The organism is Pseudomonas stagnisoli (genome assembly GCF_048595745.1).
Taxonomy (GTDB): Bacteria; Pseudomonadota; Gammaproteobacteria; order Pseudomonadales; family Pseudomonadaceae; genus Aquipseudomonas; species Aquipseudomonas alcaligenes_A.
The window spans coordinates 1,933,749-1,948,833 of sequence record NZ_CP184361.1 but is presented as its reverse complement, the minus strand read 5'-3'; the positions used below and the strand labels follow the sequence as shown (position 1 = coordinate 1,948,833).

Genomic DNA, 15,085 nt, shown 5'->3' with positions numbered 1-15,085 from the left:
CGCTACTTCCTTAACGTGGCGTTGAACCTTTCTTCCAGCGAGGTGATGATGTTTTGCGTAGTTGTACTCACCTCATCGTCATTAAGAGTGCGCGATGGATGTTGCCAGGTCAAGCCGACTGCCAGGCTTTTTCTATGCGGATCAATACCTTTACCGTGATAGACGTCAAATAGCTTGAGGTCAGTCAGCCATTCGCCTGCAGCCTCGCGAATGGTGGCGAGCACGGCTTCGGCAGGCTGTTCACGATCCACCAGCAGCGCCAGGTCCCGACGCACCTCGGGGAAGCGCGACAACTCGCTGAACGCCGGCATGCGCCCGGTGGCGACTTCGGCCAGCACCAGCTCGAAGAGGAACACCGGCTGATCCAGGCCCAGGGTCTTGGCCAGCTCCGGGTGCAGTGCTCCCATGAAGCCAACCAGGCGCCCTTCCCGCTCGATGCGCGCGGTCTGGCCCGGATGCAGAGCCGGGTGCTCACCAGGCACGAAGCTGAAGGCAGCGGCGGCGCCGGCATAGCCCAGCAGCGCCTCGACATCGGCCTTGAGGTCGTAGAAGTCCACGCTCTCGCGGCCGTTGGCCCAACCTTCCGGCAGGCGACTGCCGCTGATCACGCCCGCCAGCATGGCTTCCTGCTGCAGACCTTCGAGCTGACCGACAAAACGCAGGCCGCTCTCGAACAGGCGCACGCGCGACTGCTGGCGATTGAGGTTGTGCTCCAGCGCCTTGACCAGGCCTGGCCACAGCGTGGAACGCATGGCAGCCATGTCGGCGGAGATCGGGTTGGCCAGTTGCAGCGGCGCCACGCCCGGATTGAACAGCTCGAACAACTTGGGATCGATGAAGCTGTAGGTGATCGCTTCCTGATAACCACGAGCGACCAGCAGGCGGCGCAGGGCCGGCAGTTCGGCACGGGCTTCGGCCTTGGCCTGCGGAGCCAGACGAGCCTGCGGGTAACGCACCGGCAGGCGGTTGTAGCCGTACAGGCGGCCCAGCTCTTCGATCAGGTCCACTTCCAGACTGATGTCAAAGCGGTGGCTCGGCACGCTGACCTGCCACTGACCGGCGCCCTGAGCGGTCACGCCCAGGCCCAGCGCGGTGAGCAGGCGCTCGACCTCGGCACCGTCCATGTCCATGCTCAGCATCTGACTGATGCGCTCGGCACGCAGGGTAATCGGTGCGACGCTCGGCAAGTCAGCGGCGCTGGCCACTTCGATGATCGGGCCGGCTTCGCCGCCAACGATCTCCAGCAGCAGCGCGGTGGCGCGCTCCATGGCATTGCGCGCCAGCTGCGAGTCCACGCCACGCTCGAAGCGGTGCGAGGAGTCGGTGTGCAGGCCGTAGGAGCGGGCCTTGCCGGCCACCGAGACGGTGTCGAAGAAGGCGCTTTCCAGGAACAGATCACGGGTCTTGCCGCTGACACCGCTGTGCTCGCCACCCATCACGCCGGCGATGGCCAGGGCGCGGTTGTGGTCGGCGATCACCAGGGTATCTGCACGCAGGCTGACTTCCTGGCCATCCAGCAGGACCAGCTTCTCGCCCTCTTCCGCCATGCGTACGCGGATGCCGCCGTTGATCTCGGCGAGGTCGAAGGCGTGCATCGGCTGGCCGAGCTCGAGCATCACGTAGTTGGTGATGTCGACGGCGGCGTCGATGCTGCGGATATCGGAACGGCGCAGGCGCTCGACCATCCACAGCGGAGTCGGCTTGGACAGGTCGACGCTGCGGATGACACGGCCCAGGTAGCGCGGGCAGGCCTTGGTCGCCAGCACTTCGACCGTGCGCACTTCGTCATGGGCGGCGGCGACCGGCGCGATGGACACCGGCGTAACCTGCGCGCCGTAGATGGCACCGACTTCGCGGGCCAGGCCGGCCAGCGACAGGCAGTCGCCACGGTTGGGGGTCAGGCCGATCTCGATGCTGGCATCGTCCAGGCCCAGGTAGGCGCGGACGTCCTGGCCGACCGGGGCATCCGCCGCCAGCTCCATCAGGCCGCTGTTGTCGTCGCTGATCTGCAACTCGGAGGCCGAGCAGAGCATGCCCTGGGACTCCACGCCGCGCAGCTTGGCCTGCTTGATCTTGAAGTCGCCCGGCAGCTCAGCGCCGATCATGGCGAAGGGGATCTTGATACCGGCACGGGCATTGGGCGCGCCGCAGACCACCTGGAAGGTGGCGCTGCCGTTGCTGACCTGGCACACGCGCAGCTTGTCGGCGTCCGGGTGCTGTTCGGCGTTGAGGATCTCGCCCACCACCACGCCGCTGAACTGGCCGGCGACCGGGATCACGGCGTCCACTTCCAGGCCGACCATGGACAGGCGGGCCACAAGTTCGTCGCGCGAAACGCCCGGGTTTACCCAGCTGCGCAGCCACTGTTCACTGAATTTCATGCTGTCTGTTCTCCATTAAGCGAATTCGATACGGGGCATGCGGCTAGCGGAATTGCGCCAGGAACCGCAGGTCGTTATCGAAGAACAGGCGCAAGTCGTTGACGCCGTAACGCAGCATGGCCAGGCGCTCGACGCCCATGCCGAAGGCGAAGCCCTGGTACTTCTCCGGATCGATGCCGGACATGCGCAGCACGTTCGGATGCACCATGCCGCAGCCCATCACTTCCAGCCAGCCGGTCTGCTTGCACACGCGGCAGCCCTTGCCGGAGCACATCACGCACTGCATGTCGACCTCGGCCGACGGCTCGGTGAAGGGGAAGAAGGACGGACGGAAACGCACGCCCAGCGGCTTCTCGAAGAACACCCGGAGGAACTCCTCGATGGTGCCCTTGAGGTCGGCGAAGCTGATGCCCTCGTCGACCAGCAGGCCTTCGACCTGATGGAACATCGGCGAGTGAGTGATATCGGAATCGCAGCGGTAAACGCGGCCGGGGCAGACGATGCGAATCGGCGGCTGTTGCGATTCCATGGTGCGCACCTGCACCGGCGAGGTATGGGTGCGCAGCAGCATGTTGGCGTTGAAATAGAAGGTGTCATGCATCGCCCGCGCCGGGTGGTGGCCGGGGATATTGAGCGCTTCGAAGTTATGGTAGTCGTCTTCGACTTCCGGACCCTCGGCCACGCTATAGCCGATATGGGTGAAGAACTGCTCGACGCGCTCCAGGGTACGGGTGACCGGATGCAGGCCACCGGAGGCCTGACCGCGGCCCGGCAGGGTTACGTCGATACGCTCGGACGCCAGCTTCTCGGCGAGCAGGGCCTGCTCAAGCACGGATTTGCGGGCGTTCAGGGCATCCTGAACCTGGTTCTTGGCGGCATTGATCAGGGCGCCGGCCTGCGGGCGTTCCTCGGCGGAGAGCTTGCCAAGGGTCTGCATCAGGGCGGTCAGTTCGCCCTTCTTGCCGAGATACTGGACCCGGAGCTGCTCCAGGGTGTTCACATCTGCGGTGCTTTGCACGGCCTCAAGCGCTTGCGAGACCAATGCATCCAGGTTTTCCATGTACGGACTCCAGATACGAAATAGGGGAAGAGCTTGAAGGCTCTTCCCCTATCTTTGACGTTGCCACCGGGCAAGCCCGGTGATTGTCGGGGGACTTAAGCCAGAACGGCCTTAGCTTTCTCGACAATCGCAGCAAACGCCGCTTTTTCGTTCACTGCCAGATCGGCCAGAACCTTGCGGTCGATTTCGATCGACGCTTTTTTCAGGCCAGCGATCAGACGGCTGTAGGACAGGCCGTTGACGCGAGCACCAGCGTTGATACGAGCGATCCACAGAGCGCGGAACTGACGCTTGCGCTGACGGCGGTCCCGGTAGGCGTATTGGCCTGCCTTGATCACAGCCTGCTTGGCAACGCGGAACACGCGCGAACGCGCACCGTAGTAGCCTTTGGCGAGTTTCAGGATTTTTTTGTGACGAGCACGAGCGATAACGCCACGCTTAACACGAGCCATGAGTAATAACCTCTAAAATATCTTGACCGAATTAACGAACGCGCAGCATGCGCTCGACTTTTGCCTTGTCCGACGGATGCATCAGCTCGCTACCGCGCAGTTGACGCTTACGCTTGGTGGACATTTTGGTCAGGATGTGGCTCTTGAAAGCGTGCTTGTGCTTGTAGCCAGCAGCGGTCTTGAGGAAACGCTTGGCTGCACCGCTCTTGGTTTTCATCTTTGGCATGTTTAGTACTCCGCATTCATTAACAACTGATAACCATCAGGCCTGCCAGTGCCCGGGAGGTTATTTACGCTTCTTGGGAGCGATGACCATCATCAGCTGGCGTCCTTCCAACTTGGGATGCTGTTCGACGGTGCCGAATTCGGCGAGGTCGGCTTCGACCCGCTTCAACAGCTCCATTCCCAGCTCCTGGTGGGCCATCTCACGACCACGGAATCGCAAGGATACCTTGGCCTTGTCCCCTTCATTAAGGAAACGTACCAGGTTGCGTAGCTTTACCTGGTAATCCCCTTCTTCCGTCCCTGGACGAAACTTGATTTCTTTGATCTGCTGCTGGTGCTGATTCTTCTTCGCAATCGCAGCCTGCTTCTTCTTTTCGAACAGGTGCTTGCCGTAGTCCATGATTCGGCAAACTGGCGGTACCGCGTCAGCCGAGATCTCTACCAGATCCAGCTTGGCTTCTTCAGCCACGCGCAATGCCTCATCAATCGAAACGATACCGATCTGCTCGCCATCCGCGCCAATCAGGCGGACCTCACGTGCAGTGATGTTCTCGTTGATCGGAGCCTTTGGTACGGCCCGCTTATCCTGTCTCATTTCACGCTTAATAATGATTACTCCGAATCTTGGCGACCACGCCGGGAAACCGCTTGCTTGAGCTGATCGGCGAACTGTTCCAGAGGCATGGAGCCCAGGTCGACACCTTCGCGGGTACGCACAGCAACGGATCGTGTCTCAACTTCCCTGTCACCAATAACCAGGAGATAGGGAACCTTGAGCAAAGTATGCTCGCGGATTTTAAAGCCGATTTTTTCGTTTCTCAAGTCCGACTTGGCACGGAATCCGCTTTGGTTGAGAGTTTTCTCGACTTCCAGGGCGAAATCAGCCTGCTTGTCGGTGATATTCATGATCACCGCCTGGGTGGGCGCCAGCCAGGCCGGGAATGCACCGGCGTAGTGCTCGATGAGCATGCCGATGAAGCGCTCGAAGGAGCCGAGAATGGCGCGGTGCAGCATCACCGGGCGCGTGCGACTATTGTCTTCGGCGATGTAGTTGGCATCCAGGCGCTCCGGCAGGTTCGGATCATACTGCAGGGTGCCGCACTGCCAGTTACGGCCGAGGCAATCCTTCAGGGTGAACTCGATCTTCGGGCCGTAGAAGGCGCCCTCGCCCGGCTGGTATTCCCAGGCCAGGCCAGACTCGTTCAGCGCATCCGCCAACGCGGTTTCGGCACGATCCCACAGCTCGTCGGAACCTACGCGCTTGGCCGGACGAGTCGACAGCTTCATGGAAATGTCGGTAAAGCCGAAGTCGGCGTAGACCTGCAGGGTCAGCTTGATGAAGTCGGAGGCCTCTTTCTTCACCTGCTCTTCGGTGCAGAAGATGTGCGCATCATCCTGAGTGAAACCGCGCACGCGCATGATGCCGTGCAAGGCGCCGGACGCCTCGTTGCGGTGGCAGGAGCCGAATTCGGCCATGCGCAGCGGCAGATCACGGTAGGACTTCAGCCCCTGATTGAAGATCTGCACGTGGCACGGGCAGTTCATCGGCTTCACCGCATAGTCGCGGTTTTCCGAACTGGTGGTGAACATGTTCTCGGCGTAGTTCGACCAGTGGCCGGATTTTTCCCAGAGAATGCGGTCGACCACCTGCGGCGTGCGCACCTCGACGTAGCCGTTCTCGCGCTGCACCTGGCGCATGTACTGCTCCAGCACCTGGTAGACGGTCCAGCCAGCCGGATGCCAGAACACCATGCCCGGCGCCTCTTCCTGCAGGTGGAACAGGTCCAACTGCTTGCCGATGCGGCGGTGATCGCGTTTCTCGGCTTCCTCGATGCGCTGGATGTAGGCCGCCAACTGCTTCTTGTCCGCCCAGGCGGTGCCGTAGATACGCTGCAGCTGCTCGTTCTTCGAATCGCCGCGCCAGTAGGCACCGGAGATTTTGGTCAGCTTGAAGGACTTGAGGAAGCGGGTATTGGGCACGTGCGGGCCACGGCACATGTCCACGTACTCTTCATGGAAGTACAGACCCATGGCCTTCTCGTCCGGCATGTCGTCGATCAGACGCAGCTTGTATTCCTCGCCACGCGCCTGGAACAGCTCGATGACCTCGGCACGCGGCGTCATCTTCTTGATGACGTCGTAGTCCTTGTCGATCAGCTCGGCCATGCGCTTCTCGATAGCCGCCATGTCTTCCGGCGTGAAAGGACGATCGATGGCGATGTCGTAATAGAAGCCTTCTTCGATCACCGGACCGATGACCATCTTGGCGTTCGGATAGAGCTGCTTGACCGCATGCCCCACCAGGTGCGCACAGGAGTGGCGAATGATCTCCAGCCCTTCCTCGTCCTTCGGCGTGATGATCTGCAGGGTCGCATCGATCTCGATCAGATCGCAGGCATCCACCTGCTTGCCATTGACCTTGCCGGCCAACGTGGCCTTGGCCAGGCCTGCACCGATGGACTGAGCCACCTCAAGCACGGACACCGGATGATCGAACGAACGCTGACTGCCGTCGGGAAGAGTAATGATGGGCATGGCGCCTCCTCTCCTAGTGGTGACCCCTACCAAAGGTCACATGGGTTGGGATGAGCCAGGAAGCGATCCGGCGGTATACCTGCCTGACGATGGCAGGAGCCTTGCGGGCCAACCAGAACCGAACCAGAGTCACTGGAGGTAAACAGAATCGCGGATGCTTCCAGAAAGCCTATTCTCTGGCAAGCAGCCAATAAAAAAGGGGTCGTATCAACGACCCCTTTCGGATTTGGTAGGCACAATTGGACTCGAACCAACGACCCCCACCATGTCAAGGTGGTGCTCTAACCAACTGAGCTATGTGCCTGCAATGGAGGCGCATTTTAGGGAGATTCGCCGAGGTGTCAACACCTTTTTTCGCTAAGCCTCTGAAAAAGTGGATTTTTTGCCGCACAGCGGTACGTTGAAAATTTTGCACAGAGGCTAGCCGGCGCATTTTGACTCGGGTAGCATCCGCTCATTCCGTAAAAAATAAAGAACATAGGTTCAAATATGGCGCACACCCCCTACCCCCAGTCCTACTACGCCGCTTCGGCCAATCCGGTGCCGCAGCGCCCGGCCCTGCAGGGCGAGACCGAGACCGATGTCTGCATCATCGGCGCCGGCTATACCGGCCTGTCTACCGCCCTGTTCCTGCTGGAGAACGGTTTCAAGGTCAGCATCGTCGAGGCCGCCAAGGTCGGCTTCGGCGCCTCCGGCCGTAACGGCGGCCAGATCGTCAACAGCTACAGCCGCGACATCGACGTCATCGAACGCACCGTCGGCCCGAAGCAGGCCCAGCTGATGGGCCAGATGGCCTTCGAAGGCGGTCGCATCATTCGCGAGCGCATCGCCAAGTACGACATCAAGTGCGACCTGAAGGACGGTGGCGTGTTTGCCGCCTTCACGCCCAAGCAGATGAAGCACCTGGAAGCGCAGAAGAAGCTGTGGGAGCGCTTCGGTCACACCCAGCTGGAGATCATGGACGCCCAGCGCATCCGTGAAGTGGTCAAGACCGAGAACTACATCGGCGGCATGCTCGACATGAGCGGCGGCCACATCCACCCGTTGAACCTGGCGCTCGGCGAAGCCGCAGCGGTGGAAAGCCTGGGTGGCGTCATCTACGAACAGAGCCCGGCCGTACGCATCGAACGCGGTGCCAACCCGGTCGTGCATACCCCCGAAGGCCGCGTGAAGGCCAAGTTCATCGTGGTCGCCGGCAACGCCTACCTGGGCAATCTGGTGCCGGAACTGGCCGCCAAGACCATGCCGTGCGGCAGCCAGGTGATCGCCACCGAGCCGCTCAGCGAAGACGTGGCCAAGAGCCTGCTGCCGCAAGACTACTGCGTGGAAGACTGCAACTACCTGCTCGACTACTTCCGCCTGACCGGCGACCGTCGCCTGATCTATGGCGGCGGCGTGGTCTACGGCGCCAAGGACCCGGCCAACATCGAGGCGATGATCCGCCCGATGATGCTCAAGACCTTCCCGCAACTGAAAGGCGTGAAGATCGACTACGCCTGGACCGGCAACTTCCTGCTGACGCTGTCGCGCCTGCCGCAGGTCGGCCGCATCGGCGACAACATCTACTACTCGCAAGGCTGCAGCGGCCACGGCGTGACCTACACCCACCTGGCCGGCAAGATCCTCGCCGAAGCCCTGCGTGGCCAGGCCGAGCGTTTCGACGCCTTCGGCAGCCTGCCGCACTACCCCTTCCCGGGTGGTCGTCTGTTCCGCGTGCCCTTCACCGCCATGGGCGCCTGGTACTACAGCCTGCGCGACAAGCTGGGCCTGTAATACCGACCGCAAACAGAAACGGCGCCCAAGGGCGCCGTTTTTCATTTCCGCAGATCGCTCAGATGGCCAGGATGGCCTGAGCCAGCTGCATATCGTCCATCTGCAGCGTCGGCTGCTGACTCCGGATGTGCAGGAAGGCCGCTTCCAGATGTGCACCACGGATGGCGCCGGCACTGGCGACAAAGCTGGCGGCATCATCCTTGGCCTCGCGCACGATCTTGTCGTCACCGAAGCTGGACGACGTAACGTCAGTGGTGCCGTCAACCGTATTCACCAGACCATCGGTGGTCACCACAAAGCTGGTGGCACCCACCTGCAGACTGAGCCCCAACGCCACTGCGGCCAACCAGTACTTGCTGTGCATAATGAAACTCCTGTTGCAGATGAAACTGTTGCACGAACTGTCTAATTGCATGATCAAGTTATAGCAGGGTTGCACGCAAGTGCAGAAGGCGCAGCCTAGGGCTGCGACGGCCCATAGTCCTCCATGGCGCCGAACGTATCGGAAAATTGTTCGCGGATACGCAGCATCTCCGGCAGGGCCTGCCTGAAGGGCTCCATCAGGCCCGGATCGAAATGACTGCCGGCATGCGCCTCGATATGACTCACGGCAGCCTCGACCGTCCAGGCCTTCTTGTAGGGGCGCTCGGTCGTCAGAGCATCGAACACATCGGCCAGCGCGGCGATGCGCGCCATCAGCGGAATCGCCTCCCCCTTGAGCCCGGAGGGATATCCTGTCCCATCCCACTTTTCGTGGTGGCACAGGGCAATGGCCCAGGCGCTCTGCAGCAGGTCATCACTGTGCTGACCGATGATGTCGGCACCGATGCGCGGATGCCGCCGCATGACCTGCCACTCGTCCTCGGTCAGCTTGCCGGGCTTGAGCAAGATATGATCAGGAATACCGATCTTGCCCACATCGTGCATGGGCGATGCGTTGTAGAGAATTTCCACCGTCTTTTCGCCAAGACCAGCCGCAATCCCGATCAGGCGGCAAAAGTGGCTCATGCGAATAATGTGATTGCCGGTTTCGTTATCACGGAACTCCGCCGCACGCCCGAGCCGACGAATGATCTGCTGACGGGTATTGAACAGGTCTGCAGTGCGCTCCCGAACCTGACGGGCCAGTTCGCGATTCTGGTCGTAAAGCGCGAGGTGCGTTCGCACACGCGCCAGCACGATCGCAGGGTTGACCGGCTTGGTGATGTAGTCGACCGCGCCGAGCTCCAGGCCATGCCGCTCATCCTCGACCTCGCTCATGGCGGTCACAAAGATGACAGGAATATCGCGAGTCTCCGGGTTGTCTTTGAGTCGCCGGCATACCTCGTAGCCATTGATCCCCGGCATCATGATATCGAGCAGAATCAAATCCGGAGGATTGCCCGAACACACGATTTTCAGTGCTTTTTCCCCATTGAGGGCAATCCTGGTGTGGTAGTGCGGCAGCAGGATGCGGTTGAGGATATCGATGTTGTCGACAACATCGTCGACCACCAGGATCGTCGCCCGCGCCTCAGTGCTATCCATCATGCCCCCTTGCCCGTACTCAGTGACTGGCGCAGCGACGCCAGTCCATCCAGCGCCTCCTCGTATGCATAACGGCCGATAAGCTCCGCGAGGATGCTGGCCTCATGTCCGTACCCCAGAGCCTCGAGCGCTGGCAACACTGGCTCCAGAGCCTGCATCGATTCGCCATCATCCTTACGCAGGAGCGTTTCCAGCCGATCGAGGCATGCCACGAGTGTCGCGCTATCCATCTCGCCTGTAGGTTGCTGCCTTGAGCTGGCGGGCTCAGCGTCAGCGGACCGGAGCCCCGCTCTGATCGAATCGACCAACCTGCGAAGATCCTGCTCTACACGTGTCAGCAGTGTTTCAAACTCGAAGCCCTCACGCTTGTGGCGCAACATGCTTTCGAGATCGCCGGCCCGCTGGGCCAGCTCGCGAGCCCCAATGTTGCCTGCCAGCCCCTTGAGCGAATGAACCAGACGCTCTGCTTCACCACGCTCACCCGCCAGCAGCGCCTGCCGAACCCGTGCGATGGAGCCCTGCTCGGAATCACAGAAGCGCTCCAGCAGCCTGCGCAACAGAGCGCTATCACCTGCCAGGCGTTGCAATGCACTTTCCAGTTCAAGCCCCTCGATGACCGGAATCAACGGGCCTGGCTCTGGCACCACCACCGGAGACTGCACCCCATGCCCCTTGATCCAGCGACTGAGCGTGATGAACAACTGACCGACATCCAGCGGCTTGGCAATGTGTTCGTTCATGCCCGCATCCAGGCAACGCTGTCTGTCGCCCGCCATGGCATTGGCCGTCATGGCCAGGATCGGTAGCTGCGCCATGCCGGGCAACTGCCGGATGCGCTGGGTGGCCTCGAAGCCATCCATCACCGGCATCTGGCAGTCCATCAGCACGCCGTCATACGCCCTCTGCACGACCATGGCCAACGCCTGCGCACCATTACTGGCGACATCCACGCGAATGCCGGCTCGCCCGAGAATCTCAACCGTCATTTCCTGGTTGACCAGGTTATCCTCGACCAGAAGCAAATGGGCTCCGGAGAGCTGCCGCTGTGCCCATTCGACCTCCTGCGCAACCTCGCGCCGTCTGGGCCTGGCCAGGGCCTCGCGCCCAAAAGCATTGAGGATGCTATCCAGCAGCGTAGAAGGCGTTACGGGCTTGACCAGCACATCCTGGACTTCCAGTTCACCCAAGCACTCTCTCAGCTCATCACGACTGTATGCGGTCACCATGATGAACAAGGGGGTGTCAGCGATCTGCTCATCGCCACGAATACGCCGCAATGCCTCGACACCATCAACGCCTGGCATCATCCAGTCCATCAGCACCAGACGGAACGGTTTGCCGGCCGCATGTGCCTGCTCAAGCTTGTCGATGGCCTGCACCGCGGAGGCGGCGCTGTCGACCTGAAACCTCAGGGAGGTCAGCATACTGGTGAGAATCTCCCGGGCGGTGGCATTGTCATCCACCACCAGCACCGGCATGCCCAACAGATCATCCATGCCGATGATCAGCTGACGCTGCTCCTTCTGCAGCCCGAACGGCGCACGGAAATAGAAGCTGCTGCCAATACCAGGTTCCGAGTCAACGCCGATATCGCCGCCCATCAACTGCACCAGACGCTGGCAGATCGTGAGCCCCAGGCCGGTGCCGCCGTATTTGCGCGATGTCGAGCTGTCGGCCTGGGTAAACGCCCTGAACAACCGGGAAATCTGCTCAGCGCTCATACCGATGCCCGTGTCCTGCACCTCGAAATACAGCCAGACCTTGCCATCACTCTCCTGTTCAGGACGGATGCACAGGGTGACCTCACCACGCTCGGTGAATTTCAGCGCGTTGCTCAGCAGATTGTTGAGAACCTGTCCGAGACGCAGAGGGTCCCCCACCAGAGCGGTCGGCACATTGGTCGCGATATCGAACAGGAGCTCCAGGCCCTTCTCCTGGGCCTTGAGCGTCGCCTGGTCAACCAGGCCGCTGAGCACATCCTCGAGAAAGAAGTCGACCTGCTCGAAGTGCATGCGGCCAGCCTCGATCTTCGAAAAGTCGAGAATGTCGTTGATGATGCCGAGCAGCCCCTGCGCAGCCGTCTGGATCTTCTCGACATAACTGCGCTGGCGCCCCTCCAATCCACTCTCCAGCGCCAGATGGGCCATACCCATGATGACATTCATTGGCGTACGGATTTCATGGCTCATGTTGGCCAGGAAGTCCGACTTGAGGCGCGTCGCTTCCTCAGCCAACTCCTTGGCATGCGCCTGATCCAGTTCTGCCTGCTTCTGCGCGCTGATGTCGATGAGCGTCCCCACCAAGCCAGCCGCATGACCATCACTGCCCTTGTAGCTGGAGAGGCAGTAGATAGCCGGGTGCAGCTGACCATCAGAAAGCGGGATGCGCACCTCGGCAACATGGCTGCCGCCTTCGCGAATAACCTTTTGATTGGCCTCCTGATAGGTCGGAATGTCCTCGGCCGGGAGCCCTGCAAACTGCAGCACGGTACGCCCGAGCAAATCCTCGCGACGCACCCCGAAGGTATCGAGGAAGGACTGGTTGAAATCGATGTAACGCATATCGGCGTCCTTCACGAACACCGGATAAGGCAAGGTGTCGAGCAACACCCGCTGGAAAGCCAGTTGATCGGATATCTGCCGGTCGAGGCGCTTGCGCTCGCTGATATCGCGAATGGTCACGCAAGCACAGGGGCTGCGTCCCTCGATCAGCGGCAAACGGGTAAGTCCCAGCTCTACCGGGAACTCCCTGCCCTGCCGATCGACGGCCCGAAAATCGCCACTGATGCTGCCCATGGCCCGGGAGCGGTTGGAGTTCATGAACTTGGCACGCATCTGCGCATGCACGGGGCGAACACTCAAAGGCACCAGATCATCGACACAGAGCCCCAGCATGGCCCCATGGACATAGCCGAACTGCTCATGGACCTTCGGATTGGCTATCAGGATGGTGCCCGCTTCATCCACCACCAGCATGCCATCAGGCGCGAACTCGATGATCTGCCGGTACCAGGCTTCGGCCTCGGAAAACTGTCGGCGCTGACAGTCGAGCTCATGCATGGCGTCACGGTAACGGCACAACGCCCGACTCAAGTCACCAATCTCCGACTGCTCATCGGCATGACGGTATTGGATGTCGCGCTGGCCATGCAGAAGATGATCGGTGGCCGCCGTCATCTCGACCAGAGGTTTCAGCACGCGCCGATGATAGAAGCTGCGCAGCACCAGTGCGACCAGCAGCAACCCGCCGAGGGTCAGGAGCACGGCAAAGTACATGGCTATGCGAGCATACCGTTCAACCTGGTTGACCTGAACTTGCCCGCGTTCATGCAATGCCTGCTCGATGGACCTCAGCGGCTCCAGCGCCGCCAGCGATACCTGCTGGTACTCCTGCCCGAAGACCCGCTCAATCGCCTGCTTCCAGTCCCCCTCACGCGCCAGCGCGAATGCCTGCAGTTCGTACTCCGCCATCAGGGCTGATTTATCCCGGGCCTCCAGCACCTGCATCACCTGACTCTCCGGCATGCGCTGGATGACGAAGCCCTGTACCACCTTGTCAAAGTCGTTGGCGGATGCCCGAAGCGCCTGATAGTTGCGGTAGTAGGTCTCTTCGGTAGTACTCACATAGCTGCGCACCGCCATGCTGCGCTGGTGCGAGAGCAATTGCAGGTGATTGATTGCATCTCCGGCCCGGTGCAATTGGTCGACCTCGGTGCGGTAACGGCCATTCAGTTCGAAAGCCAGCCAGACCGAGGCACACGCACTCACCAACAGACCAACGACCAACCAGGTCAGCAAATTGCTAATTCTCGCGAGCTTCAATCAGCATCATCCTCAGCAGCTGTTACCGCCCTGTATAGCTCAGGGCCGCGATCGATTGAAATCCAATTGCCAACCTTGCCCTTCGGATTCAGGGGTGCCCATTGGCAGTTGGCGGCGCCAAACGGCTGCGCACGCACCTCTCTCCCCCGCGAGGCAGGGGCACACCCCTGTATACTGCCACTCTTTGCCGGCACGCCTGCCGGACTCGCCGAACTCGAAGAACGATGAATAGAAGCCCTATCAACAGAAGATTCAGTGTCGCCCCTATGATGGATTGGACGGACCGCCACTGCCGCTATTTCCTTCGCCAGCTGTCCAGCCAGGCATTGCTATACACCGAGATGGTCACCACCGGCGCGCTGCTGCATGGCGATACCCAGCGTTTCCTGCGCTACCACGATTGCGAACACCCGCTGGCCCTGCAGCTTGGCGGCAGCAACCCGGCCGACCTGGCTGCCTGCGCGCGGCTGGCGCAGGCGCATGGCTACGACGAGGTCAATCTGAACGTCGGCTGCCCCAGCGACCGGGTGCAGAACAACATGATCGGTGCCTGCCTGATGGGCCATCCACAGCTGGTGGCCGATTGCGTCAGGGCCATGCGCGACGCGGTGGACATCCCGGTGACGGTCAAGCACCGCATCGGCATCAACGGTCGCGACAGCTACGCCGAGCTGTGCGAGTTCGTCGGCACCGTGCGCGAGGCCGGCTGCACCAGCTTCACCGTGCACGCGCGTATCGCCATCCTCGAAGGGCTGTCGCCCAAGGAGAACCGCGAGATCCCGCCGCTGCGCTACGAGATCGCCGCGCAGCTCAAGCAGGACTTCCCGGACCTGGAGATCATCCTCAACGGCGGCATCAAGACGCTCGAAGAGTGCCAGCAGCACCTGCAGACCTTCGATGGCGTGATGCTGGGCCGCGAGGCCTACCACAATCCCTATCTGCTGGCGCAGGTCGACCAGCTGCTGTTCGGCCTGGACCGCCCAGTGATCAGCCGCGCCGAGACACTGACGCGCATGCGCCCCTACATCGAGCAACACCTCGCCGAGGGCGGCGCCATGCACCACATCACCCGCCATGTGCTGGGCCTGGCCCAGGGCTTTCCGGGGGCGCGGCGCTTCCGCCAGCTGCTCTCGGTGGACGTGCACAAGACCACCGACCCGCTGGCCCTGCTCGACCAGGCCATCGAGCTGCTCGCTGGCCACTGAAACGGTCATTCCAGCGCGCGTGGTAGCGCTTCTCTCCCCCAGCAGCGGAAAAGCCCGAGCCAGACATTGAAGCGCCCCGCGTGGCTCGGGTAAGGTCGGGGTCATG

11 protein-coding genes and 1 tRNA gene are annotated in these 15,085 nt (G+C 61.3%); 2 read left to right on the top strand and 10 right to left on the bottom strand.

What is annotated here, in order from left to right:
- Positions 1-2 precede the first annotated feature (2 nt).
- The 7 genes from pheT to ACOAPY_RS09395 all read right to left on the bottom strand — a co-directional run bounded on the left by pheT (position 3) and on the right by ACOAPY_RS09395 (position 6,957).
- Positions 3-2,381: a phenylalanine--tRNA ligase subunit beta gene (gene pheT, locus ACOAPY_RS09425; protein ID WP_465156402.1), complete on the bottom strand. Its 2,379-nt coding sequence runs from the start codon at positions 2,379-2,381 to the stop codon at positions 3-5.
- Between the two features lie 43 nt (positions 2,382-2,424).
- The gene (pheS, locus tag ACOAPY_RS09420; RefSeq protein WP_076428613.1) at positions 2,425-3,441 is read right to left on the bottom strand and encodes a phenylalanine--tRNA ligase subunit alpha; all 1,017 of its coding nucleotides are present in this window, start codon (positions 3,439-3,441) and stop codon (positions 2,425-2,427) included.
- Positions 3,442-3,536: 95 nt separating this feature from the next.
- The gene (rplT, locus tag ACOAPY_RS09415) at positions 3,537-3,893 is read right to left on the bottom strand and encodes a 50S ribosomal protein L20 (RefSeq protein ID WP_003243409.1); all 357 of its coding nucleotides are present in this window, start codon (positions 3,891-3,893) and stop codon (positions 3,537-3,539) included.
- A 31-nt stretch (positions 3,894-3,924) separates the two neighbouring features.
- Positions 3,925-4,119, bottom strand: coding sequence for a 50S ribosomal protein L35 (gene rpmI, locus ACOAPY_RS09410; protein ID WP_021701550.1), 195 nt, complete (start codon positions 4,117-4,119; stop codon positions 3,925-3,927).
- Between the two features lie 60 nt (positions 4,120-4,179).
- Positions 4,180-4,731, bottom strand: a complete 552-nt coding sequence (gene infC / locus ACOAPY_RS09405) for a translation initiation factor IF-3 (protein WP_175613984.1) — start codon at positions 4,729-4,731, stop codon at positions 4,180-4,182.
- A complete protein-coding gene (gene thrS / locus ACOAPY_RS09400; protein WP_465156400.1) occupies positions 4,731-6,653 on the bottom strand; it encodes a threonine--tRNA ligase in 1,923 nt (640 codons plus the stop codon). The genes infC and thrS overlap by 1 nt, the downstream gene beginning before the upstream one ends.
- A gap of 227 nt (positions 6,654-6,880) precedes the next feature.
- Positions 6,881-6,957, bottom strand: a tRNA-Val gene (locus ACOAPY_RS09395).
- Between the two features lie 185 nt (positions 6,958-7,142).
- On the opposite strand from ACOAPY_RS09395, the gene ACOAPY_RS09390 reads away from it, so the two are divergent.
- A complete protein-coding gene (locus ACOAPY_RS09390) occupies positions 7,143-8,426 on the top strand; it encodes an NAD(P)/FAD-dependent oxidoreductase (protein WP_465156398.1) in 1,284 nt (427 codons plus the stop codon).
- 58 nt (positions 8,427-8,484) lie between these two features.
- On the opposite strand, the gene ACOAPY_RS09385 is transcribed toward ACOAPY_RS09390, so the two are convergent.
- The 3 genes from ACOAPY_RS09385 to ACOAPY_RS09375 form a co-directional block, all read right to left on the bottom strand.
- Positions 8,485-8,790 (bottom strand): DUF2388 domain-containing protein, encoded by a 306-nt coding sequence (locus tag ACOAPY_RS09385; RefSeq protein ID WP_076428605.1) that lies wholly within the window; start codon positions 8,788-8,790, stop codon positions 8,485-8,487.
- Positions 8,791-8,885: 95 nt separating this feature from the next.
- Entirely contained in the window at positions 8,886-9,956 is a 1,071-nt protein-coding gene (locus ACOAPY_RS09380; protein WP_218642289.1) for an HD-GYP domain-containing protein, read from the bottom strand.
- Positions 9,953-13,750, bottom strand: a complete 3,798-nt coding sequence (locus ACOAPY_RS09375; RefSeq protein WP_465156396.1) for a response regulator — start codon at positions 13,748-13,750, stop codon at positions 9,953-9,955. Before ACOAPY_RS09375 ends, ACOAPY_RS09380 begins: the two co-directional genes overlap by 4 nt.
- A 248-nt stretch (positions 13,751-13,998) precedes the next feature.
- On the opposite strand from ACOAPY_RS09375, the gene dusA reads away from it, so the two are divergent.
- Positions 13,999-14,979 (top strand): tRNA dihydrouridine(20/20a) synthase DusA, encoded by a 981-nt coding sequence (gene dusA / locus ACOAPY_RS09370; protein WP_465156394.1) that lies wholly within the window; start codon positions 13,999-14,001, stop codon positions 14,977-14,979.
- The last annotated feature ends 106 nt before the right edge of the window (positions 14,980-15,085 follow it).

Coding starts and splice junctions, on each gene's coding strand:
- pheT (WP_465156402.1), bottom strand. CDS start 2,381: ATGAAATTCAGTGAACAGTGGCTGCGCAGCTGGGTAAACCCGGGCGTT.
- pheS (WP_076428613.1), bottom strand. CDS start 3,441: ATGGAAAACCTGGATGCATTGGTCTCGCAAGCGCTTGAGGCCGTGCAA.
- rplT (WP_003243409.1), bottom strand. CDS start 3,893: ATGGCTCGTGTTAAGCGTGGCGTTATCGCTCGTGCTCGTCACAAAAAA.
- rpmI (WP_021701550.1), bottom strand. CDS start 4,119: ATGCCAAAGATGAAAACCAAGAGCGGTGCAGCCAAGCGTTTCCTCAAG.
- thrS (WP_465156400.1), bottom strand. CDS start 6,653: ATGCCCATCATTACTCTTCCCGACGGCAGTCAGCGTTCGTTCGATCAT.
- ACOAPY_RS09390 (WP_465156398.1), top strand. CDS start 7,143: ATGGCGCACACCCCCTACCCCCAGTCCTACTACGCCGCTTCGGCCAAT.
- ACOAPY_RS09385 (WP_076428605.1), bottom strand. CDS start 8,790: ATGCACAGCAAGTACTGGTTGGCCGCAGTGGCGTTGGGGCTCAGTCTG.
- ACOAPY_RS09380 (WP_218642289.1), bottom strand. CDS start 9,956: ATGATGGATAGCACTGAGGCGCGGGCGACGATCCTGGTGGTCGACGAT.
- dusA (WP_465156394.1), top strand. CDS start 13,999: ATGAATAGAAGCCCTATCAACAGAAGATTCAGTGTCGCCCCTATGATG.